Genomic DNA, 23,480 nt, shown 5'->3' on the forward strand with positions numbered 1-23,480 from the left:
CAGTTAAATCCCGAGGGCGCGCATCAGCAAATAGCCCAATCCCCTAATTTATTATTCCGACAATAAATCCGCCCTGCCTCCGGCGGGGGGCTAGGGGGAATCTGATTCTACGGGGCCTCATAAAAAATTGGTATAAGAACTTGAGTTTTTTCTTAATTCCCCCAAAGTCCGAGAACGGATGTCCTGACTACAAACTTATAAGGGTTATTTGACAGGTTCCGAGCCCATTCACAACTCAAAACAGAAACTCTTTTTTGTTCCGCTTCCTGATTGTTAATTTAAATTACTTATTTTCTTCCCAGAGTGATTTTCTAAGCACAATTGGGTTATAGCCGCCGCCGGTATTGGTTTGCTAAAGAAGTAACCCTGACCCATATCGCACTTATGCGAGTGCAAAAACGCCAACTGTTCTGCTGTTTCCACTCCCTCAGCAATCACCTGTAAATTCAGGCCCTGTCCCAAGGCGATCGCCAGTTTCACAATAGTAGCACCGTTGCTGCCGGTCACCAAATCTGCCACGAAGGATTTGTCTATTTTTAAATTATTGAGCGGAAAGTTTTTCAGAGACCATAGCGAAGAATAACCGGTGCCAAAATCGTCCAGAGAAATGTGAATTCCCATGTCCTGCAACTGCTGCAATACCGACACCGTAAAGCTCACATCTGTCATGGCAATGCTCTCGGTAATTTCTATTTCTAAATATTCTGGATTTAACTTAGTTTCTGATAAAATTTCAGCGATGGTTTGTACCGTGTGAGGTTGCAGAAACTGGCGGGCTGATAAATTCACTGCTATCCGCATCGGCGGCAATCCCAGTAACTGCCACGCTCGATTTTGCAAGCAAGCAGTCCGCATCACCCATTCGTCAATTTGGCAGATTAATCCTGTTTCCTCAGCTAAGGGAATAAATCGATCGGGAGGAATCAAACCGCGTTCGGGATGTTCCCAGCGAATCAGAGCTTCCATGCCGACTATTTTGCCAGTATTTAAATTAATTTGCGGTTGATAGTACAGGACAAACTCAGATTTTTTTAGAGCTTTGTAAAGATGATTTTCTAAGTTAAGATCCTCGGATACTTTACTGCCGATCGCCTGCGTGTAAAACTGATAATTATTGCGACCTTTTTGTTTAGCTTTGTACATCGCAGCATCAGCATTTTTCAGCAAAGTTTCTGCATCTTCTCCGTCGTAAGGAGCCAAAGCAATTCCCAAGCTAGCCTTAATATAAAGTTCCAGACCCTCAAAATCAAAAGGGCCGCTTAAACTCTGGATAATTAGCTGGCAAATCTTAGTTGCTTCCTCCGGGCTGTTGATATTGTACAGCAGCACAGTAAATTCATCTCCGCCCCAACGAGCCATCGAATCGCCCACGCGCAAACAGTTAGTCAAACGCCGAGATACACTTTGCAGCAACAAATCGCCCACGGGATGACCGAGAGTATCGTTAACATTTTTAAATCTATCTAAATCTAGAAAGATTACCGCCAGCATTTCTCCATTTTGGTGAGCGCTAGCTAAAGCTAAAGACAGCCTTTCATTAAACAGTAATCTATTAGGTAAACCGGTTAATGGGTCGTGAGAAGCTTGGTGTCGGATCATCGCCTCGACGCGCCTCTGCATTGCAGCCATGTACAGGTGAGTTCCTAAAGATTGTGCTAGCTTCTGTTCCTCGCTAGTCCATTTTTGAGCTTCCCCTGTTTTGATTTCTTTCCAAGCTGCAAAGGACTGTCGGGGACGATCGTTCCGGGCGTCCGAACTGCAACGGCCAGCCCACAAAATTTCGGTTTTTATGGGGCTGCGAAAAACGGTGAGACAGCCGATGCACTGTTGGCGGTATTGCAGCGGTACTGCCAAAAATGATCGAATGGAAGCTGCGAATAAATTTGCAGATACAGATTTGAGTTGAGGTTCTTTAGAAATATCGGAAATCGCGTACAAGTGCGGTACGAGAAAACTGGAAATATTGGTGTCAATTGAACTGTAATGCTGGGAATAGAGATTTTCAAACATACCTAATTGGCTGGTATGATTAGCAGTTTGTGCTGGATCGTCTTGGTTTGCCCTCCCCATAATCTGCTGCCAAAATGGGCTGAGTTCAAGGTCGATGTCCGCGGGCTGCTGGCCACAGGTATAAAGCAAAGCAGGTCTATCGCCAAACTCGGCTGCAATGTAGAGTCGCCCTCCTGAACCACGCAAATGCTTGACAGTTTGTTCGAGAACTGCTTTCCGAATTTCGTTTAGTTCCAGAGGAGAATGCAGCAAACTGGTAATTTGGTTGATAACGGCTTCGTCACGCGCTTGCTGTCTAGCTTGACTCAGCAGAAAAGATTGGGCGATCGCAATTGAAAGTTGATCTACAAGCAACTGCACCATTTTCAATTCTCGATCGCTAAATCGTTTCGGTTGGCTATGGTGAGACACCAACAGCCCCCAAAGGTGATTTTGATGCAAAATCGGCACTGTCAGAGAAGAACGTGCCCCCATAGCCTTCAGATATTCAGCGTGACAGGGGTCTACAGGACGATAGCTAATATCTTCAACTGCTAAAGTTTTGCCGGTTTCGGGACAATCTAACCGATTAATTGTTTGATGCTGCAATTCCACATCTACAATCACTCGCTGCCGCGCTTTGAGAAACATTTCCCGAGCACTATTGGGAATGTCGCCTGGTGGAAAGCGCAAACCCAGCATAGAGGGCAATTTGTCGCCGTTGATGGACTCAGCAATAACCTCACCACTACCATCGGCCTCAAAGCGATAAACTTTTACTCGATCGCTCTCTAAAAAGCTGCGGATTTCTAGGGCAGTTGTCGTCAAAATCTCTTGTAGTTCTAAAGAGTTGCGGATGCGATTGGTAATTCGATTGAGTAAAATTTCTTGTTCTAAAGTCGATCGTGACATTTGTCTAAGTTTTGTGCGGGCCATGCCTTTTGATCTCCCGGGCTGTTGACAGCATTTTTGCGAGCCACAGTCTTAACTTGCCCTGTATTATACATTACAACACTTTCGCTCCGTCTTGGGGCTTGACCCAACCCAAGAGTGAGAAACTCGGTTTCTGGGAATATTTCGGCTTTTTCGACAAATTTCGGTGATCGACCGGGTTTTTCACAGCACTTACAAGGCAAGGAAAGAGCGATCTGACAAGTAGTGAGGCCGAAAGTCCGATCGAGTTTGATCGGGACTCAAGTCCTCACTACAAAGCAATTGCACAGCTACAAGACAAAAGGTATAGAGAAACCGGCTTGACCAACCAGTCTTCTGCCCTCGCGAGGGAGAATACTGGTTGGTCAAGCCGGCTGGTAAGTATTTATACCTTAAAAGGTATCGTTAAGCCGACTCCCAAATGCCCCGAATTCTGTCCGGCAAAAAGCCAGCTATTTCCTGAATTCGCTCCTCGGACAGCTCATCCTTCGTTGCCGAAAATACAGCCGCGATCGCAGTTTCCGGTTTTACTCCTGAAGGAAGTGAGCCTTCTAGTTCCACCCTCCGTGCAAACAAATTGCCATCGATCCCCGCAGGTGCAGGCGGGCCGGTCAAAGGCTGACGTATCCGGCTGAGCAATCCCACCAGCGGATTGGTATCTTTCCAGAGGTCTGCTATTTCTTGTTGCAGGGTTTTGTCATCCGTAGGCAAAACTTCTTTGTGCAATTCAGATTCCACGTGCTCGATAGCGTCTTTTGTCATCACGTCGCGCATGACCCGGTACACTACTTCGGTAATGTCGCGGGCATCAAAAATATCCTCCAAGTGACCGTTTACCATCACTTTTTCCAAAAACGGCATATCCTTTGAAGCGATAGGAACTGCCGATCCTTCCTGGTGGAGCGAGCTCGGAGGATTCGTCTCCATTTTGTGTAACAGTTTGCGGCCTTTTTCTGTTAACTCAGCTCCTCCATAAGGCTCGTCACTAACCTGAGCTTTGATAAATTCCCTTTGGTTGAGGTAGTCGAAATGACCGCGCAATTCCGCTTCCGCCACCTGGTGACCGACATATTCTTCCGCTGCATTCCTAATTTCCGACTCTCCCCTGCCGTTGCCGCTGCCAATCTTTTTGAGCAAAATGTAAGTCAGGTCGTCTCTGATTGGAATTGTCATTAAAACCTCCTAGGTTAATATCCGGTAAAGCTCATGTAAAAACTGAATTTTTTTACTGGCTTAAATTGTGATCATTACTACTTAAAAACATTGAAGTCTAAAGTAGAGTAATCAAGTATCTCTCAGCAGGTGGAAGTTAGGAAAATTAAGTGTCCGTTAGAATCTTCCTTTAGGTAGATCCCTGTATGGGAACCCATGTTTACTGTGGTTAATATCCTAAAAAGCTGTCGCCACTCTTCAATGCTATTAATCGAGGATGCTTTATTGGTAAGATTTTTCGTATTTCTTGCGTATTTTTACCAAGGCTGACGCACCAAAAGGGCCTCAGTTGGAAATTTGCGCTGAGAGAGGTAGAATTAAGCAGAGGCTATGGGGTTAATTAAAACTGCGGTCGTTTTGCCCGCAGCTCGTAGCGAGATTGTATCGGCTTAGACCAAAAACTGGTCATGGGAGAGCTACAAATACGAGCCAATCTGTTTCAAGTGCCGCAGCGCCACTTGAAGAATGCCTCGGGGACAACTTTTTTGATCGTTTCGATCGGCATTTATGAACTACCTTCAGTGGGACAATAAAGTGGAATCCTCGTCTTTCATTAGCAGTCAACCCCCGGTTGAGAAGCGTCCTTTAGTGTTGGCGGTAGACGACAATCCGGACAACTTAGAACTGCTGACACAAATACTCGATTTATTCGGCTGCGAGTGCGTGGGAGCAGTTGACGGGTACGCAGCTATTTCTGCCGCAGTCGATCGATCTCCCGACTTAATCGTACTCGACATTTGCCTGCCGGATATAGACGGTATGGAAGTAGTAAAGCGCGTCCAACAAAACCCCGAGATCAGACATATTCCGATTGTTGCTGTCACAGCACTAGCAAAACCAGAAGACCGCGCTCGAATTCTCGAAGCAGGCTGCGTGGAATACCTTTCCAAACCTTTTAACATCAAAGATTTAGAAACAGTTATTCGCCAGCACCTCGACTGTCCACTGGTTTTGGTTGAGTTTTAGATTTATAATTAGAATCACGAACTTGAGGTGCAGAGTCCAAAATTGCGATCGTTCCAGTGCGGCCTGTCTCCAAGGTCGCATCGCGGAGCAAATCAGTGACTCCCACGCCCAAGACCTTTTGGATTAATTCTTTTAGTGGCAATTCCAGAACTGATTCTAATTGTGTTCGCACCTGCAAAGCCAAATCTTCCTGACCGTTCTGAGCCAGCAGTTTTTCGGGTTGAGTAAGCCCATTTTCGACAACAATTATCAATTTGTTATCCAAAAGATTGCAGAGCGCCTGACTCGTTGGGTGTCCGAGTTGAGAGCGGTACAAAGCTTGAATTCCCTGCGAAAGAGTCCGTTCTAATTTCCCCCGAGTAGGTTCTAAGGTTTCCCCTGTCATATTTTTTATTTAAACCATGATAGAAAAAAAATAGTGTTAGCAGTTAACAGTTAGCAGTTAAGTTAACAGTTAACTGCTAACTGCTAACTGTTAGAAATAACCGTCGCGTTATCCGACAGTAACTTCATTAGTTTCCACCCCAGTTGCACCCTTAACGCCTTTAGCAATTGTCACCAACTTGTTGACAATTTCCTGACTGGGAACTGTACCTTTGAGAACCACCGTAGTGCCAAGTTGAGCCACATAAACAGTCTCAATATCCGCAACATCAGGATTTGCATCGAAAGCCTGAGCAACCCGTTTAGCTAAACCGCTTTGATCGTATTCTCCGTTCAAGCCCATGCGTTCCGGCGGGATTGTCTGAGCGCTCGCAGCAGGTTGAGCTTGAGCTTGAGATTGAGCTACAGGTGCTTGGTAAGCAGGAGCGTCAACTGTTTCTTGATTTTCAAGTTTTTCTAAACCAAACAATCTTTTTAGCCAGCCCATAGAGTTTGTCCTCCGACAAAGTTTGTGTTAATTGACGTGTTAATTCACGGTTGGCAAGTCGCCCTGTAATTGTTATTCTCAATACCAGGAATTACGATCGCACTCTTGGATGCAGAAACAGAGTTTTTTACAAAAAAGTATCGTTACAGCCATCCACCTAGGTAGAAAAACCCAGTTTGTTGAGTTTGGTGCGCCCATCCTAAATACAATTTACTGTTGTACAACTACGCCGATCATCTGCCTGGAGACATAATTCTCCGGCTCTCAAACAAATACTTGCGCTGACCATTCCGGCAAATCAAACTTAAACCCTTCTTCCCCAACTTCTACTATTTTGTTATACATCCACTCGTGCCAACTTCCCCCAGCCGGAAACTTAGGAATACTGTTACCAGATAGATAAGTAGCCGAAAAATTAGCGACAACTACTGCTCGCGTTACCTCATCGCTCCAGCGGTAGTAAGCCAGCACTTTGGCTTCTGGATTTTAGTGGAGAAATTCAATATTTTCGGTATAAAGTGCCGGCAAATGTTGGCGCCGAATCACGTGTTTGTAGTATTCCAATAACTCATGATTTGGCTAATTTTTCAACAAAGACGATTGCAGTTTATTCGGCTGGTTGGGAGTTTACCGAAGCGATGAGTTCGGGAAGTTCGGCAATGTGTTCTGCTATGTTATAAAATGGCTTGTCGCCGGCGTTTTTTTCGCTTCACGAGTTATCCAGTGTAGGAAATCTCGATTGTCCAACTGTCGCACAGCATCCTAGCGAATCCCGTCGATATGATATTCTTGAATCCAGAAATTAACGACATCGCCGATGAATTTCCAAGCGGGACAAATGCCGAGTTTTGGGTCGAAGTTTTCGTAGTTAAACTCCGGGCCCCAGTAGTTAGCGGGATCTTCGGGATAGTGTTTGTCGCGGTAGTACCAATAATTGCGATCGATTAGCAATAAGGGACATTCTTCATCGCAGTGATTGTAAATCCCGTCCAGAATCACCCGAATGCCCCGTCCGTGGCACTCGTCAATCAATTGCTTCAAATCTGCGGTTGCACCGTAGCTGGACTCTACGGCAAAGAAATCGCGGACTTTGTAGCCCCAGCTATAATCGCCCGGATATTCATTAACTGGCATTAGTTTGATCGCATTTATGCCCAAATCACACAGATAATCTCATTTCTCCCTCACCTGCTGGAATTTACCCCCACTGTCGGAACCATCCGGCCCGGAAAAATCAGCAACGTGCATTTCGTAAACGACTAATTCTTGATTATTGGGGAGTTGTTTGTCGTCGTCCTGCCAAAAATAGGTATCAATAATTCGCGCGCCTGCTTTGATGCGAACTGTACTTGTAGGAGTAGTGCGGTCAATTTCAGTGGCGTAGAGGTCATTGACTTCTACCCATTCGTGCGATTCAAAACAGGGAGTTTGCGACTGAACTCGGAATTTGTATTGATAAATACCGTCTTCTAACTTAATGTTAGTGCGGAAATAACCTTTGTCATCTTTTTCTAAGGGAATTTCTGCCCATTTGGAAAAAGAGCCGAGCAGTGTAGCTGCTTTGTTGTTCGCAGCGAAGAGTTTGAATTCAATTGCAGCGGCCATGAATACTTTGTTTGCAGAACTTATAAGTGTGATTAGTATTGATTTTTACCATTTTGCAAATCTGTCGCCATCGTTCTTAAGAGTTAAACCTGTAAGTCTTATGTTGTAAGTTGCTTGGGGGCGCAGCCGGAGGATTTAGTAGTGCGAACCCTAGCGATTGAGTAAGGTGCGCCCCTAGGCACCCGGAAACCTGATTTTAATCAAAAATGTAGTTAAAGTAACTAAAAATTATTAAGCGCTGTTTATGAAAAATAGTCGAGACTGTTTTTAGTTAGTAGTCTGAAGCCCTAGATTTTCCGTTGGTAGCGAACTTGCCTTGGAGCCTTGAACCCTTATTCTACGGTTGGCTATCAAACACTGTCCGAAGTATTGTATGAAAAATAATTTAACTTTTGATAACTAGATAAATCGTGGTGAATATTTAAGATTTGTAACTAAAGAAACATTTTTTAGCGGAGAGGAATAATACCGTAGAAAGATGTCATTTTATGCGGAAACAGCGAGGATCAGCGTGTAATTATAAGGCAAGGGAAACCAGAAACATGAATTCTTTATTCAACTGGGTTTTCCTGGGACTTTAAGCCAAGTTTGAGCCGAGAATAGCAATGATTATTTTTGCTTATGTCTTGGTAGCACTTGTTTTATAGTTTTTGAACGGCAAACTTTGTAGAACCAAAATCAGCTTTAACGACTGCTGCTACCTCAGTAATTGGTAATTGGTGAAAATCTCATTCGTCCCTGTTACCCGTTAGATATTCCGAGCAGTAGCTCTAAGGCTCTAAAAGTTTAATGTGGGATGTTGGCAAATTACCGTTACTGTAAAACTCTGGAGTGTTAAAAATGCTAAAACAAATGTGTTGGTTGCCCAGACTCGGAGGCAATGGAGAAAAGATATTGCACTTGCGTACCGATGCCCGTCAGGCGTGGCGCCCTTATACAGCTTTTCCGCAGTTTGCTGTATCCGACTACCGGGAACCGGGCGGTTCTAAGGGATGGGCAACTTATCAGAAGCTGAGAGTTCAAGGGTGGAATTTAATATCGACTGAAGAAGGGCAGCAGTCGATTTTTGGCGAACAGAAAAGTGCTTAAAAAATCTGAAACCGCAGCAATAAAAGAAGAGGTAAAATCCTCTTCTTTTTATTAGTTTTGGAGACAGCAACTGGGCTTTTAACCATCCTAGTTGGTAGAAGGGGTAAGGTGTAAATTGCTCACCCTACATAATTTTAAGAGGTTTGCCAGTTGCAAGTAAATTAGGCGGCCGCCGTTTCTCTCTCGGCTGTAGTTGCTACGTTATGGAGCACCGGCTGGCGAGTTCTCAAGTTAAACCGGTATCCGTGGGGGAGGATGTGCAACTTGGCGCCGCAAATCGCCAAAGCCTCATCCTTCAAAAGTCCATCTAGATTGTCGTGGAGTTTTTCCGACTCGTCGATGACAGTTACAGCGCTTTCGCCAATCACTTCCAACTCGTCACCGTTGACTAAAATAGCTGTATTTTCGTCAATACCAAATCCCAACACCGCAGGTTGCAGCAAGAGTGCCGAAACTAAGCGTCCCAGACGACCTCGCTGGGCGAAATGCTGGTCGATGACAACTCCTGGAAGGAAGCCCATTCCCGGGCCCATTGCTACCACATCAACGCGGGGATTTGTCTCCGAGTCTCCTTCAATAATCATCATGTCTGGCATCATTGCTGCGCCGGCACTGGTGCCGCCAATGATAATCCCTTCAGAGTAGCGTTTGTGCATTGCTGCGTCGAGTTTTGTGTCTTTCAAGCAGCTAATAATCCGCGCTTGATCTCCGCCGGTAAAGAATATGCCAGTGGCTTGTTCGATCGCTTCTAAATAATCTGGATTGTCGGCATCTTCGGGTCTTTGGGTGTCAACAACTCGCACATCTTCAGCGCCGAGTCGCTCAAACACTCGGATATAATTATCTCCTACTTCTCCCGGCAGGCTTGTGGCAGCCGTCATGACAACAATATGAGCTTTAGTGCCTCCGGCGCACCGCAAGAATTCCCGCAGAATTTTGCAGTCCCCCTCTTTGTCTTCGGCGCCACCAATAATTAGCAACTTCCCCTGAACTTCGTTGCTCGCCATATTATCTCCACTTTTAATTTATTAAATTTCACTAAAACACAAAATTCCTTTTTCCGAAAACTGCCCAAAGGTATATATAGATACAAAAAAATCTCCGACTTCTACCCCTCCAGGACGCACACAGCAAGGGTGATGTGGGTGTTTACTAATCCTCGATATCGACAAAACAAACTTACCCCCCCTAACAGGAGATAGGAGGGGTCAAGAAATGAGCTTAAACTACGGGGCCCACGCGCGCGCGGTGATCAATCCGGTTTCTGATCGGATTCTTCGCTAATCCTCCTCTGATTGCTCGTAGAAATCGGGTTGATGAGCGTAAGTCCTCAATTAGTCCGATCGCCGGTTAGTGCGATCGCTCGATCAAATTGCTCAATATGGTACTCGCCCGTTCTAAAGGTAGGTGTCTGGGTTTGCCGTTCCAGACAATCTGATATTCGTTGCTGTTTTGACCATCGCCGTAGCCAGAAATTAGCTTCCGGTGAAATGCTTCCTCAGCTAAGTGGTGAACTTTTTCCCTGAGAGCAGTTTGTGCGATTTTCATAATTTGCTGCCTCTTAAATTTTCTTTCACTGTCATAAACAATTATAACTACCCAGTGTACCTCTCAAAAGTTATAGCTTTTTTTCGGCAGGGGAAAAGAAGTAGTCATTAGTCATAAGTGCTTAGTTATCAATGCTTAGTCATCAATGCTTAGTCAGATGTTGAAGGAAGAAGGAATATTTTCCCACTCTCACCCTCTCCCCCTCTCCCCATTTCCCCTACTCTGCCACTTCCCCTATCGGGCAATACTGAAGGCAGAATTGGTCGGAGTATTTGTCTGACTGCTGGAATATCTATGCCCGCAGGTAGTATCCCATGCACTAACTATAAAGTTACCGTAAAAAATTAGCTCAAAGGAGGTTAGAAAATGCTGCAAGAAAAAAGCACCGAAACAGCCCGCGTTAATGCTCGAAAAACCGATATTTTCGATGTTTTTAACTTCAAACACTATATGGGGCCCAACCCTTATTTAGACACCGCGGCTTTGGTTTTTGATTTAGCGGTAACGGGCGCGAGCGAACCTTTGCCGATCGCACATTACCAGAAAATTATTGGCGATCGCTACCCGCAACTACTGCACGAAAATTTCTCGAACCATGCCCAACTGTTCGGCCGTACCGCATCAGAAGTAGCCAAACTCGACATGGGTTTGCACTTCCAACACTGGAACATCAAGCCGTTTTCTCACTTTAACAGAATCAGCATAGAAGCACTTCACGCCCGCACCGCCCGAGCCGTAGTTTACGCAGTTTGGGATTGGTTTGAAGCCATCAATCAAAATCAAGACTTTCCCTTGGAAGCGCAAATGGGCGCGCTGCAAAATATGTTCCGGCAGTCAGTTTACGGAGGCCCGACAGTTTATTCGTTAATGCGAGCGGCATCCCAAAAAGGCATTCCCGCATTTTATTTGTGGGATGAAGGACTAATGCAATATGGGTACGGTAAAAAACTGGTTCGTGGCTCTGCAACTACCTTTGATTCTGACAGCCATTTAGACTCAGATTTTACCACCCGCAAAGACGATTGTAAAGCTTTTCTCGCTACATTAGGATTTCCTGTTCCCAAAGGCGATATCGTCTCCACAGAAAACGGAGCTCTGGCAGTTGCTAAAGAAATTGGCTACCCAGTTGCTATCAAACCAGTAGTCGGTCATAAAGGAATTGGCGTAACAGCAGATGTCCGGGAGGCCGAGGAATTGCAGGCGGCTTTTAAAAGAGCAGTTAAGGCCATTCCCGAAACAGACCCGGTACGAGTAATTGTGGAAAACAGCATCAAAGGATCGGATTTTAGGCTGCTGTGCGTTGACGGCAAATTTGTTTCTGCAACTGAACGCCGGCCGGCTTCGGTAACAGGTGATGGCGACTCAACAATTCGCGAATTGATCCGCCGTGAAAACCGCAAACCAGAACGTTTGGATACGCCAACTTCGGCGATGAGCAAAATTCAGTCCGACGAAGCGATGGAAATGTATCTGGAAGAACAAGGGCTGTCATTGGAGAGTGTGCTAAGTCGCGATCGCACTGTGTTTCTACGCAAAGTCGCTAATCTTTCTGCAGGCGGCGTCAGCATTGACGCTACCCGCACTATTCACCCGGATAACATTGTTTTGGCTCAAGATATCGCCCTACATTTTCGGTTAACTTGTTTGGGGATTGATGTGGTAACAGAAACTCTCGCCAAATCTTGGAAAACAGGTAATTTTGGGATTATCGAGATCAATGCCGCGCCGGGAATTTTTATGCACCTCAACCCCGCTGTCGGCGAAGGCGTTGATGTGCCTTCCCATATTATCGAAACTTTCTTTGACTCCGGAAAATCCGCCAGGATTCCGATTATTACTTTCAACAGAATTTCGGTACACGACCTACAAGAAACTATCGACCATATTCTGTTGCAGCATCCCGATTGGACAATCGGTGCTGTTTGTACCGGTGGACTTTTTGTTAACCGTTCTGAAAAAGTTTTGAATAAGAATTACCATCTGAACTTGCAAAGTTTGCTCCGGAATCCCAAGCTCGATTTGTTAATTGCTGAATATCCCGAAGATATTTTGGAAGCTGAGGGAATGTTTTATCGGGGCAGCAATATGGTGGTGCTGGACAATCCGGGAGAAACTGAGATGATGTTGGTCAGAGAAAGCACTGATGACGATACTGTTGTGGTAAGGGAAGGAAGTAGTATTTCTATTCGCCGCCAGGGATTGATCGAACAGTATACTCTGGGGGATGATGAACCGTTTACACGGGTTTATTTGAAGGAAATAGGGACTGTTTTGTAAGCTGTTCCAAAATTAAGTTGGCTTTGTAGGGTGGGTATTGATTACCCGCCCCACCAGATCAAGGTTTTTTCTCGTTCCCAATTTCTTCCAGGGCAGGAACTTGGGAGCGCCCAGATGGGAACTGGCTTCGTTACACTTAGTTACAATTGGTTTCAATTCCTCAGTCGTGGATGCACTATTCGTGAAAACCCGGTTTCTTCCCAACTTCTAGTTACCACACCAATATTTTCGGAGAAATTGGGTTTCTCAACGTAAGTTCTATTTCTGCGATCATAAGTTTTTAGACAATCTCGTTTCTGCGCTGTCCTTCGTGCTATCAAGGAATTTTACAAGTCTTTAAAAAATTGCACTTCGGTAGCAGAAGGTGTGGAAATATGAATTTTGCGAGCAACTGGTTTAATTCGCTGACCGAAAGTTTACTGTCGCATCGTCGTTACATTCCAGCAGCCTTGACTCTTTGCACAGGTACGAGTTTGTCATTGGCAGCCGCAGCAGTCGTGTGGGATTCGGAAAACGAACGAATGCAAGCTGAATTTCATCAGCAAGCCGATCGCCTGAATGTGGCATTGCAGCAAAGCATCAACAAAAATTTAGAATTTCTGTACTCACTTGAAGCATTCTACAGCGCATCTACTAAAGTTACCAGACAAGATTTTAAGCAATTCTCTCAACCTGCACTTGCCCGAAATGCTGCTATACATTCTGTTAACTGGATTCGGCGCGTGCCGGCTGCCCAAAAAGCAGCTTACGAACAAAAAATTCGAGCCGAAGGTTTTCCGACATTTCAAATTTACGAGCGAACTCCTGACAAAAAGCAGGTCAAAGCAAAAGGGCGATCGGAATACTTTCCAATTATTTACAGAGAAGCACTAGAAGAAGATAACAAAGTGATCGGTTTTGATGTTGCCTCCAGCCCCGATCGCAAAGCAGCTTTAGAGAAATCGGTGAATACCGGGAAAATAGCGGCTTCCGCGCGGATTAGATTAGTCAGCAACAATCAACCGGGATTGCAAGTATTTCTACCAGTACGCCGCCGCACAAATTCTCCAGATAACTCGGTCAACGGACGCCAAAACCTAATGGGAGTTATTGCGGGTCTGTTTCAGATCACCAGTATGGTCGATTCCTCTTTAGAATCGCTAAATTTAGACAAGATTAATTTTTACCTCTATGACAACTCTGCTATAGAGAAAGAACGCTTTCTGGTGCGCTACGACTCACAAGATAAGCAGTTGATAGATAACCCAAAACACGAAAAGCCAGAGTTAGCTAATTTGCGGGGAAAAATCTGTCAATATCCGAGTGCTTGCACTCGCCTATTTAACGTAGCAGACCGCCAGTGGAAGCTGCTAGTTTTGCCTGGGAAGGGGTACCAGAGTATGAGGACGCATCAGGGTTCGCTGGCAATTGGTGCGATCGGGCTATTGATGACTGGCAGCTTGACGATTTACCTGTTGATGTCTCTAGAACGTACTGCAAAAGTAGAACAGCAAGTGTACGATCGCACAATTCAACTAAAAGAGCGCACCGCTGAACTAGAAACGGCACTAAAAAATTTGCAGGAAGCTCAATTTAAACTAATCCAAACTGAAAAAATGTCAAGCTTGGGGCAGTTGGTGGCGGGAGTTGCCCACGAAATTAACAATCCTGTCAACTTCATCTCTGGCAACCTGAGCCATACAGGCGCATATACTCGAGACTTGCTGGAACTTGTGGAAATATATCAGCAGCAATATCCCAACCCAACGCCCGAAGTGCAAGCGAAACTAAAAGATATTGATTTGGAGTTTATCAGTGAAGACTTGCCTAAAATCCTACAATCTATGAACATGGGAGCTGAACGGATCAGCAATATCGTGCTTTCTCTGCGGAATTTTTCGCGCTTGGATGAAGCTGAAATGAAGTCGGTTGACATTCACCAAGGCATTGACAGCACCTTGATGATTTTGGATAGTCGGCTGAAACCAAAAGCTGATTTTTCTGGTATTAAACTCATCAAAGAATATGGAAATTTGCCCTTAGTGGAGTGCTGGGCGGGACAATTGAATCAGGTATTTATGAATGTTTTGAGCAATGCTATTGATGTTTTATCTGATGCACAACATCAAAAAAAGCTCGAAAAAGACGCCTCGAATTCTGCATTTTTACCTACTATTAGGATTCGCACTGAACTTTTAAGTTCTAATTGTGTATGCGTGCGAATCGCTGACAATGGAACGGGCATGACGGAGAATGTCAAAAAACGTTTGTTTGATCCGTTTTTTACTACCAAACCTGTAGGCAAAGGTCCTGGCTTGGGATTGTCGATCTGCTATCACATAGTGGACAAACATCAAGGTTCGCTGAGGTGCGTATCGGCTCCCGGAGAGGGAACTGAATTCTTGATTGAGGTGCCGGTGCGGCAACAGTCTAAGCAGTCTGTTTCTAAGGTTTCACCTGCGGCAGGTGCCAGTTGGAATTAGCGGGAGAAATCTCGCTTCTAGCTGAGTCTTACTGGGAGCATCTCATATCAATTCCGGTTGCACCGTCCGTGATAGTTGACTGTTGACTGTAGACTGTAGAATGAGGGGTGGAAAAACTCAATGGTTGAGCCTTAAGTGTTGACTCGATTTTATTATTCCGATGCAACCGGAAACGATATCACTTTTGCAGCCAAGTTATAAATTGGAGTTGGGAGGCAGGAGCCAATAGCCAGGAGAAAAGAGTCAGAAGGAGGGAGCCAGAAGAAGTGTTTTTACAAATATGAGATGCTCCATAATTCCTGTTTAGAAAAGGTGAACTATCCGCACTCTACTTGGGAAAGGTGCGAGGTCGCACTCTACTTTTAACGGTTAACAGTCAACAGTCAACTATTATAGTTATTAGCAAGCGCGTGCTAATTGTGGAATATTGCCGAAAACAAATATCTGGGGTTTTACCCGTCGTGACAATTTATAATTGTAGCCAGACCAGATTACCAATTATTAACTACGATGTCTTTACAATCTATTAGCATTCCGCCCACAACGGATCGCAAACCTGTCGCTTTGATTGTCGCTTTGCATGGATGGGGTGCTAATGCTCGGGATTTGACTTCCTTAGCACCCTTTTTCAATTTGCCGGATTATCAGTTTGTATTTCCCGATGCCCCCTTTCCCCATCCCCAGGTAACGAGCGGCAAAGCGTGGTATAACCTTCAAAGCAAAGACGCTCAGGGATTGGTAGAAAGCCGGCAATTGCTGAGGGAATTTTTGCTCTCTTTGGAAAGCAGCACGGGCGTGCCTTTGTCTCGCACTATTTTAGGTGGCTTTTCTCAAGGCGGAGCGATGACTCTAGATGTGGGATTGACTTTGCCCCTAGCTGGTTTAATTTGTCTGAGCGGTTATTTACACCAGATTTCGCCAGTTGCGGGCAGTGTTTTGCCACCTGTTTTAATCGTACACGGTACTCAAGATACTATTGTGCCTGTTAGTGCTGCTGTGCGATCGCGCGAGAGTTTGACGGCTTGGGGAGCTGCGGTGCAGTATCGAGAATTTAAAATGGGACACGAGATTCTGCCGGAAGTTATAGAGGTAATGCGAAGTTTTGTTGTAGAAACTGTGTCGAAATCTGATTAAAGGTTTAGTATATAGTATGGCGGAAGTCTCGGGCAGGGGAAAAAAATGAAAACTTTAACCAAAGCATCGCGCGATATTGCTGTACTTACTTCTCAGGACGTGGCAGAATTGGCTGTCCGTTTGGAAGTTGACGATTATACAGATCCTTTTGAGGGATTGAATGATTGGCATTTGTTGCGATCGCTTGCTTTTCAGCGGCCGGAGCTGGTTGAACCTTATCTCCACCTTCTGGATATGGAAGCCTACGACGAAGCATAGACTGAAAAATCTAGCTCAAAATTTTCGACGGAATTGAGGAAGAAGTTAGCAGCATATTTTGTTGCGGATTAAACAGATGAATTAGGGATTTTAGCCTGTTTTTATCTTAATTTCTTTCTTGATTCTTTTTTATGAAAAAATGACATGAAAGGCAGACGAATTTTAATCGGCGTTAGTGGCGGGATTGCGGCTTACAAAGTTTGCGAAGTAGTTTCAACTTTAGCGAAAGCTGGAGCGGAAGTTAAAGTTATTCTTACTGATGCGGCAGGGGAGTTTGTAACGCCTTTGACTTTTGCTACTCTGTGCCGCCATCCTGCTTTTACTGACAAAGATTTTTGGCAACCAAGTCACGGGCGCCCCCTGCACATTCAACTGGGAGAATGGGCGGAAGTTTTTGTTATTGCTCCTTTGACAGCTAATACTTTGGCTAAGTTGGCGGGGGGTTTTGCTGATAATTTGCTGACTAATACTGTCTTAGCTTCTACTTGCCCAATTTTGCTGGCACCGGCGATGAATACGGATATGTGGGAACAGCCGGCGGTGCAGCGGAATTGGCGGGAAGTTTTGACTTATCGGCGCTATCATGCTGCGAATCCGGGGGCGGGAATGCTGGCGTGCGATCGCGCGGGTGTCGGCCGGATGGCAGAACCTTATGAGATTTTGCCTCATATTGAATCGCTGTTGTATGCGAAGGGCGATCGAGATTTAGCGGGCATTCGGGTGTTGATCAGTGCGGGAGGAACGCGGGAACACCTCGATCCGGTGCGGTTTATCGGCAATCCTTCCAGTGGCAAAATGGGTATAGCTTTGGCGCAAGCTGCACAGCACCGCGGCGCTACAGTGACGCTGGTACACAGTATAACTGGCGAGTTGCCGCTCTCAGGTTTGCGGGCGATCGCAGTTGCGAGTGCACAAGAAATGCGGCAGGCGATGCTGCAATGCTTTCACGATGCCGATTTGACGGTGATGGCGGCGGCGGTAGCGGATGTGAAGCCGGCTGAGTACAGTAGTGAGAAACTGCCCAAGCGATCGCTCCCGAATTGTTTGCCTTTGGCACCGGTAGAGGATATTGTGGCAGAGTTGGGAATTTTGAAACAGCCGCACCAAAAATTAATCGGGTTTGCAGCACAAACTGGGGATATTGTCAAGCCAGCTTTGGAGAAATTGCGGGCGAAGAAACTGGATGTAATTGCCGCAAACCCGATCGATCGAATAGGTGCAGGTTTCGGCAGCAATACCAATCAAGCAATATTAATTAATGCCGCCGGCAAGCAAGTAGAAATAGCACCTTGCAGCAAGCTAGAAATGGCTCACCGATTGTTAGATTTTGTGAGGGAAGGCTGAGGGCGCGATTTACTCATTAACTGGGATTAATTACTACTGGTTCGGGCGATAATTCTGATTCCCCCAAATCCGTTGATTCCGAGTCAGCCGACAACTGAGTATCTGCGACAGTAATTTCTAGTTTAAATCCTAATGCTTCGAGCAATTCTACCAAACTATAGATTTCCGAACCTGCACTTTCAGCCAGCATCTGGTCGAGTTTTTCGTGATGCTGTTTTGCTGACTCCGAAAGAGTATTCATCCTCATCCGAGCCTCTATCACCTTTCGGATGGCATTTCTCAAAAGGGCGGGTTCCGGGTCTTTTTCTTTCAAAATAGCGCCGATAAAACCAGCAGCTTCTTCCGGCTCGTGGAGAGATTCGATTAGGTACTCGCGGTAGCTATCACTTGTCGGTGCTTTCACGTTTTTCATAATCTGTCCAGTATTCTATAGCTTGTCGAATGTTCTGTTCTTGGGTGCTTTTATCCCCAGCTATGAGGATTACCGCAATAGTCAAGCCGACTTATCCGAAGTAGAGGCGGTAGCCCGGGCCATAATTAATTCTGAGTTCAAAAACTCATTGTCCCGCTGAGTTTAAATCTCCGAGATTACCTTGCTCAACTTCGGTCAAGCCTAGATTTGATTCTAACTATAACATTCCGATCGCGGAGGGCATCAAGCCACTCGGTGAATGGTGTCGTACCCTCTGCTGTAGTGTAACGTCGAATTTCCCTGGGTTGTACTTGCATGATTTTATCCTACTTGATTAACAATTTCTATCGTAAGGGCGATCGACACCGCATTAAGCGGGCAAATCATACTTAAGACAGAGGTATTCGATCCGTTTTAAGCTAAACTTTGTGGCAGGAAACTTTGATTAAAACAGGGCATTGTGAATGAATTTTAAATCGATCGCAAAAACCAATCTACTATTCGGCAGCCTGATAATTAGCCTCGGATTGCAATCACTTCCAGCAGCAGCGCAATCAGTCACCGACGCGCAAGTTTCCGCCCTTGTAGAAGCAATGCGACAAGCCGCACCGCCACAAACTGCAAATGACGGAATGTACAGTCAGTGGCAAGTTTTGCCAGGGAATATTTCCCGCTGGGCCAAATTCTGTACCAAACAAGATTTAACACCCCAACAATTTGAGGCCGACGCGACAAAAGCCAAATCAATTGTTACCTGTATCGTGGGCGATTTGCTGCGCGACGAATACAAAGCTAGCAGCAACAATGAATTAACCGCCATACGCCGCGCCGCTTGCTGGTGGATGACTGGGGACTCCGCAGCTTGCAAAAGTGGCGCAACTGCTACTTATGCGGATAAGGTTGTCAGCGTTTACCAGCAGCAGCGGCCTAAAAAGTAAGGTTTTTGCTGCGGGATTTAGATTTTTTTACCGCTGATGCACGCGGATTAACGCAGATGAATGGCGCTGGGTTTCATTCCCCGCCAATTCATCTTCTTTTAAAGTAACTTTTAGTCTAAATCATAGCGAATCCAAATACAATTTCTGCGTTCAGGACTAGCCGAATTTCCCTTGGTTATACTTCCCTGATTTTTGTGAAATATACATATTAACCTGTGCAGGTTTGACTCTGCGACTGAATTACCCATTTTCTGCCTGACTTCTCATCAACTTTTGCACGCTTGCTAAAGCCCGATTTAATTCATAATTTTTTCTTTCTGAATTCTGCAAAAAAGCCTGCTGTTCTTCCTCAATCATTAACACATCCTGCCGCACCAAACCATCTAATAACTTTTGAGCCGCGCCGAAACAACTATCTTTGATAAACCTGCGAAACCAAATTGGCAATTTGTGCAGCCGCCAAAACGCATTTAATGAGGTAAAATGAATTAAATAAGCCCGAGTTGCCGTCTCGCTCACCGGACAAATCAAGCAGTAAATCTTAAAGTCGCTCCCCAAAGTTGAAACCCAGTGCGGGTAAACATAACTCACCTCAAGCGGTTCCGGGTGCAGTCGGCGCAGAGATTTAAAAAACAACTGAGAAATTGACCAAATTTTATCTATTTTGTAATAACTTTGTGCCTGATAGCGAGCAGTTACTTGATGCTCGTTTTCTTCTAAAGTATCTAACACCGGATTTGCCCAAGCTTGCCAATCATCGTGCAAGTGTCCGTGGTACATATCCATCAAGTTTTCAATTAAAAATGAATAGTGTGCCTGACAGTCGATGACTGAAACTGTGGCAATATAATTGAGATGTTCCCACTCTGGCAAATCCAATAAATCTATTTTTTCTGCTTGGGTTTCGTCGCCGGGAAACAGCCAGATAAAACCGTTTTGTTCTTTGACTGGATAGGAACGAATTTTGCAGTTAGGTAGCTTTTGATTTTCTGCTAAATAATCGACTTCGGCGCATTCTCCCCTTGCATTTAACCGCCATCCGTGGTAAGCACATTCGATTAAATCGCCTTTAACTTGGCCGTGGCTGAGTTTAACTTGTCGGTGCGGACATCTATCTTCTAAAGCGTTGATTTTGCCTGAACTGTCGCGGAAAAGTACGATCGCCCGATTCCAGATTTTCGCAGCGACGGGCTGAGTTTGCACCTTGGTGCTGCGGGCGATTGCATACCAGCGATCGAGATTAATGCCCAACTGGCGGATATGAGTTTTTTCTCCCCTTGCAGATACCGATTTTATCGCGTTGTTTTGCATTACAAATGTTCCCAAATTACGCCCATAAAACAACCCAATTTTACAAAATAACAGCCCGGAAAGCAACGACTGTAAATTTTTCTAAATTTCCGTTCTGACAAATACCTATCGCTAGCTAAATGCTTCAACCACCCAGGCGACAGTCTAAATTTTAATAATCTTAAAGCACTGCGAAATCCGTAGATGGAACAGTCGGGCCTAAAATCTCTCGCCGCACCTAATATGTAGCCTAATGTAGCAGGTGTTTCCACTTCGGAAATATTATCTAACAAAACTATTTTCCCGTGCGGATTTAACATTTTTTTTATTGCATTGAGGGCGGCGGGGAGGTTGGGCAGGTGGTGAAAAGTAGCAGCACTAACTATTAAATCAAATTTGCGCTCCAGCGCTAATTGACTGGCATCCATTTGGATGTATTCGATATTGGGAGCTGAGCGTTTTTGACTGGCGATTGCCAGCATTTTTTCTGACAAATCGACGGCGACAACATTATCGTAATACTGGGCTAATTCAAAAGCAAGAATTCCCGAACCGCAGCCAATATCTAATGCTGCACCTTTGCTGACCGATAGGTTGTTAATAAAAAAATCGTTCTGGTTTTGCAAGGTGGCAGCGAAATCGTATTCTGTTGCAAAAGCATCAAAGGTTACAGATTTATTGCGAATTTTGCGCTTATTATTTAGCATCTATTATTGCTTTATACTCATTCAATAATATTTTAACCGCATATCCACCCCCCTCAACGCAGATATTTTTTTGGTTTGCAAGCTCTGCCTTTTCCCCTCAGCGAAACCACCCCCGCAAACCGTAACTCATCTTAAAAAAATAACGCAACTTTAGGAAACCTCTAAACCCTTATTGAATCAGTGATTTCCATTTCTTCAAATCTAAAATCTAAAATCTAAAATCTAAAATGGTATGACAGGGGGCGGGTTTCACCGAGGATACCAGCCGATAATTGACGATTTATAAAGCCCGCCCCGCTGGAAACTTTAGATTTTTAACACGCCTTCGGGATTCACCGTCAAGAGCGATCGCCTCTGCAAACCCTCCTGATATAAAATAGCATTAGCTGCCAACAAACCGCTGCTAACCGCCCTTTCCATTAAACCGCACGGAAACGGCATTTTCACCCAATCTCCCGCAAACAACAGATTGGGAACAGCGCAGCAAGTCTCCGGTCTTTCGGCATAACTACCGGGCGGATATCCAGAAAAATTCTTTTGATTTACCAATTCCCGGTGCAGCATATTTGCCTCTTTTAATTCCGGTACAATTTCGTACAATTCTTGCTCAAAAGTAGCCAGTAAAACTTCCTGGTTCGGAAATTCTTTCTCCTTGTAACAATAAGCGTGCAGTTCCACTACACTACCGCCAGTTTTCTGATTCCATTCGATGAACTGATCCTGAATTCGGTGGTAAAGCGTAATGCTGTCAGTCAGTTTGTAGCCGGAAAGCGAACTGAAATTGCTGTGTTCCCAGGGAAATTCGCGATCGAACCAAAAACGGCCCACCGCAAACGGATCGGCTATTTTCAAGCTCTCTATCCGACTCTGCACCTGCGGATTCACCTCACCGCTAGCCAAACTAAACAAATGCTGCATCCCCGGAACATCGGCCGCCAAAACATAGTAATCAGCCTTCAATGTTTCTCCCAATTTTTGCGGCTGCGATTGGTTAACCCCTGCTGCTAACTGTATTTCATCGGCTTTTTCATCGACTACCTTAAATCGAGGCAAATCCCGTTGAGCAGGGCCGCTCACAACTCGCCCTTCGGCATCAAAAACTGCCCCGTGACAAGGACAGTGAAATTGACCGTCGTTTTGTTTCTGAACTGTGCAGCCTTGGTGAGTGCAGCTCAGAGAAATTGCCTCTTTTCCCGACGGTGCGGCGGCAAATACGCTGTCCCCAGCGCCGAAATATTCGGTAGAGTTGCTGTCAGTTAACAGCGCGTTTCGCTTCACCCAAAAAGGTATTTTACTTTGCACGTCTCCAGACTGGTAACTCAGAGAATCAATCTTGCCGTTTTCCCAGCGAATTTCACTAACTGCGACATCTGTCAATATTTTGCCGCCTTTGCTTTCAATTGCTCTGGCAATAGGCTGCACCAAACTCGTGCCCATATCTTGCCGCGTACCGTTGAAAGCCAAACCCTCTGGATTTCCAAAAAAGTAAAAATGGAAAAATTGCATTAATTCTCCCGCGCTCAATTCGTCGGGAGCATTGAGGCTGGACTTGGCAAAAGGCAGAAAATACAAGTCATAAAGTCCGCGCGGAAATTCACCTTTTACCCAGTCGGCAACTGATATATTGTCGAGGCGATCGAAACTTTTTTGAGTTTGAAAACCGCCGATTTCTCGAAACACTTGCCAGTGAGCGGGTTTTGTTAGATTGATTCCCCACTTGAGCCGATTGGGAGAAGATATCCCCAAGTCAACTATATTCCAGGGAAAAGCTGAATGGTTGGGACGGAAAACTTCGGGCTTGTATTTTCGGTCTCGAAACACAACGGCGTAGGATTCTAAAGATACAAAATTATCGGTAATTTCTAGTTCTTCTACCACACTTTTGAGGTTGTAGTATTGCGGAAAAAAACCGTGGAAACCGTGTTCCATCATAAAAGTTTCGTTCCCGACTTGTATCGGCCAACTAGCAATTTTGCCGCCTAGTTGGGGCGATTTGTCGAGCAATGTTACGGCGAAACCCCGCTGACTGAGCTCGTAAGCACAGGCGAGCCCTGCCAAGCCTGCCCCTACAACTGCAACGGTTTTGCGGTTATTCAGCATTCGCGGCAAGTCAAGAGAATCTTGCACAAAAACGGTGGGCTCTGGCTTGGAAAATCGAGAGTAGCCCAGCAGCCCGCCGGCGGCACCGACTCCGAGGAATTTCAGGGCGGTTCTTCGAGAAAATGGTTGGGATAGCGGTGAATTGGTTGATTGACTCATCAGCGGTACGCGGTAACGGGCTTTAAACACAAATACGCCATAAGGCATATATCATAGACCGAAATCAGGATATGTGAAGAAATACTAAGACACATCCCCCAATCGGATCGCGATCGCACCGTGGCAAATTCGATCGCACACAATGTATAGTGGAAGCAAGAAGGCTTTAGTTATTTAGGAGAAAAG

The 23,480-nt window shown here is 45.3% G+C and carries 22 protein-coding genes; 8 read left to right on the forward strand and 14 right to left on the reverse strand.

Annotated elements, in window-relative coordinates:
• Positions 1-273: 273 nt before the first annotated feature.
• Positions 274-2,925 carry an EAL domain-containing protein gene (locus QUA57_RS23840; protein WP_445304506.1) on the reverse strand — a complete coding sequence of 884 codons (2,652 nt, stop codon included), beginning with the start codon at positions 2,923-2,925 and terminating at the stop codon, positions 274-276.
• 402 nt (positions 2,926-3,327) lie between these two features.
• Entirely contained in the window at positions 3,328-4,095 is a 768-nt protein-coding gene (locus QUA57_RS23845) for a DUF2267 domain-containing protein (protein WP_333042021.1), read from the reverse strand.
• A 546-nt stretch (positions 4,096-4,641) separates the two neighbouring features.
• On the opposite strand from QUA57_RS23845, the gene QUA57_RS23850 reads away from it, so the two are divergent.
• Positions 4,642-5,100 carry a response regulator gene (locus QUA57_RS23850; RefSeq protein ID WP_333063995.1) on the forward strand — a complete coding sequence of 153 codons (459 nt, stop codon included), beginning with the start codon at positions 4,642-4,644 and terminating at the stop codon, positions 5,098-5,100.
• On the opposite strand, the gene QUA57_RS23855 is transcribed toward QUA57_RS23850, so the two are convergent.
• From QUA57_RS23855 to QUA57_RS23875, 5 genes are all read right to left on the reverse strand, one after another.
• On the reverse strand, positions 5,054-5,485 hold the full coding sequence (locus tag QUA57_RS23855) for a DUF2294 domain-containing protein (RefSeq protein ID WP_333063996.1): 432 nt from the start codon (positions 5,483-5,485) through the stop codon (positions 5,054-5,056). The genes QUA57_RS23850 and QUA57_RS23855 overlap by 47 nt on opposite strands.
• Positions 5,486-5,593: 108 nt before the next feature.
• Entirely contained in the window at positions 5,594-5,971 is a 378-nt protein-coding gene (locus QUA57_RS23860) for a BON domain-containing protein (RefSeq protein WP_333042016.1), read from the reverse strand.
• A gap of 264 nt (positions 5,972-6,235) precedes the next feature.
• Positions 6,236-6,442 carry a hypothetical protein gene (locus QUA57_RS23865; protein ID WP_333063997.1) on the reverse strand — a complete coding sequence of 69 codons (207 nt, stop codon included), beginning with the start codon at positions 6,440-6,442 and terminating at the stop codon, positions 6,236-6,238.
• A gap of 291 nt (positions 6,443-6,733) precedes the next feature.
• Positions 6,734-7,138, reverse strand: a complete 405-nt coding sequence (locus QUA57_RS23870; RefSeq protein ID WP_333064017.1) for an alpha-amylase family glycosyl hydrolase — start codon at positions 7,136-7,138, stop codon at positions 6,734-6,736.
• 6 nt (positions 7,139-7,144) lie between these two features.
• Positions 7,145-7,576 carry a hypothetical protein gene (locus tag QUA57_RS23875; RefSeq protein WP_333063999.1) on the reverse strand — a complete coding sequence of 144 codons (432 nt, stop codon included), beginning with the start codon at positions 7,574-7,576 and terminating at the stop codon, positions 7,145-7,147.
• Positions 7,577-8,416: 840 nt separating this feature from the next.
• On the opposite strand from QUA57_RS23875, the gene QUA57_RS23880 reads away from it, so the two are divergent.
• Positions 8,417-8,665, forward strand: coding sequence for a hypothetical protein (locus tag QUA57_RS23880; protein ID WP_333064000.1), 249 nt, complete (start codon positions 8,417-8,419; stop codon positions 8,663-8,665).
• A gap of 161 nt (positions 8,666-8,826) precedes the next feature.
• Here the strand turns inward: QUA57_RS23880 and QUA57_RS23885 are convergent, their stop codons facing one another.
• Positions 8,827-9,672: a cyanophycinase gene (locus QUA57_RS23885; protein WP_333064001.1), complete on the reverse strand. Its 846-nt coding sequence runs from the start codon at positions 9,670-9,672 to the stop codon at positions 8,827-8,829.
• A 343-nt stretch (positions 9,673-10,015) separates the two neighbouring features.
• Entirely contained in the window at positions 10,016-10,213 is a 198-nt protein-coding gene (locus QUA57_RS23890) for a hypothetical protein (protein ID WP_015175364.1), read from the reverse strand.
• Between the two features lie 366 nt (positions 10,214-10,579).
• Between QUA57_RS23890 and QUA57_RS23895 the strand changes: the two genes are divergently transcribed.
• The 5 genes from QUA57_RS23895 to coaBC all read left to right on the forward strand — a co-directional run bounded on the left by QUA57_RS23895 (position 10,580) and on the right by coaBC (position 17,688).
• On the forward strand, positions 10,580-12,490 hold the full coding sequence (locus QUA57_RS23895) for an ATP-binding protein (protein ID WP_333064002.1): 1,911 nt from the start codon (positions 10,580-10,582) through the stop codon (positions 12,488-12,490).
• A 374-nt stretch (positions 12,491-12,864) separates the two neighbouring features.
• On the forward strand, positions 12,865-14,952 hold the full coding sequence (locus tag QUA57_RS23900) for a CHASE domain-containing protein (RefSeq protein ID WP_333064003.1): 2,088 nt from the start codon (positions 12,865-12,867) through the stop codon (positions 14,950-14,952).
• 510 nt (positions 14,953-15,462) lie between these two features.
• A complete protein-coding gene (locus tag QUA57_RS23905; RefSeq protein WP_333043033.1) occupies positions 15,463-16,086 on the forward strand; it encodes an alpha/beta hydrolase in 624 nt (207 codons plus the stop codon).
• Positions 16,087-16,131: 45 nt separating this feature from the next.
• Complete coding sequence (gene isiD, locus QUA57_RS23910) at positions 16,132-16,344, forward strand: protein IsiD (protein WP_006632739.1); 213 nt, start codon at positions 16,132-16,134, stop codon at positions 16,342-16,344.
• Positions 16,345-16,488: 144 nt separating this feature from the next.
• Positions 16,489-17,688, forward strand: coding sequence for a bifunctional phosphopantothenoylcysteine decarboxylase/phosphopantothenate--cysteine ligase CoaBC (gene coaBC / locus QUA57_RS23915; protein WP_333064004.1), 1,200 nt, complete (start codon positions 16,489-16,491; stop codon positions 17,686-17,688).
• 16 nt (positions 17,689-17,704) lie between these two features.
• Here coaBC and QUA57_RS23920 read toward each other — a convergent pair whose 3' ends face one another.
• Positions 17,705-18,100, reverse strand: a complete 396-nt coding sequence (locus QUA57_RS23920; protein WP_333064005.1) for a transcriptional regulator — start codon at positions 18,098-18,100, stop codon at positions 17,705-17,707.
• A 185-nt stretch (positions 18,101-18,285) separates the two neighbouring features.
• Complete coding sequence (locus QUA57_RS23925; RefSeq protein ID WP_333064006.1) at positions 18,286-18,417, reverse strand: hypothetical protein; 132 nt, start codon at positions 18,415-18,417, stop codon at positions 18,286-18,288.
• 147 nt (positions 18,418-18,564) lie between these two features.
• Here QUA57_RS23925 and QUA57_RS23930 point away from each other — a divergent pair, with 147 nt between their 5' ends.
• Positions 18,565-19,038: a hypothetical protein gene (locus QUA57_RS23930; RefSeq protein WP_333064007.1), complete on the forward strand. Its 474-nt coding sequence runs from the start codon at positions 18,565-18,567 to the stop codon at positions 19,036-19,038.
• 240 nt (positions 19,039-19,278) lie between these two features.
• Here the strand turns inward: QUA57_RS23930 and QUA57_RS23935 are convergent, their stop codons facing one another.
• The 3 genes from QUA57_RS23935 to QUA57_RS23945 all read right to left on the reverse strand — a co-directional run bounded on the left by QUA57_RS23935 (position 19,279) and on the right by QUA57_RS23945 (position 23,294).
• Entirely contained in the window at positions 19,279-20,349 is a 1,071-nt protein-coding gene (locus QUA57_RS23935; RefSeq protein ID WP_333064008.1) for an aromatic ring-hydroxylating dioxygenase subunit alpha, read from the reverse strand.
• The gene (locus QUA57_RS23940) at positions 20,349-21,035 is read right to left on the reverse strand and encodes a class I SAM-dependent methyltransferase (RefSeq protein WP_333064009.1); all 687 of its coding nucleotides are present in this window, start codon (positions 21,033-21,035) and stop codon (positions 20,349-20,351) included. Before QUA57_RS23940 ends, QUA57_RS23935 begins: the two co-directional genes overlap by 1 nt.
• A gap of 306 nt (positions 21,036-21,341) precedes the next feature.
• Positions 21,342-23,294 (reverse strand): FAD-dependent oxidoreductase, encoded by a 1,953-nt coding sequence (locus tag QUA57_RS23945; protein WP_333064018.1) that lies wholly within the window; start codon positions 23,292-23,294, stop codon positions 21,342-21,344.
• Between the last annotated feature and the right edge of the window lie 186 nt (positions 23,295-23,480).

The organism is Microcoleus sp. Pol7_B2, from assembly GCF_036701035.1.
In the GTDB taxonomy this organism is placed as follows: Bacteria; Cyanobacteriota; Cyanobacteriia; order Cyanobacteriales; family Microcoleaceae; genus Microcoleus.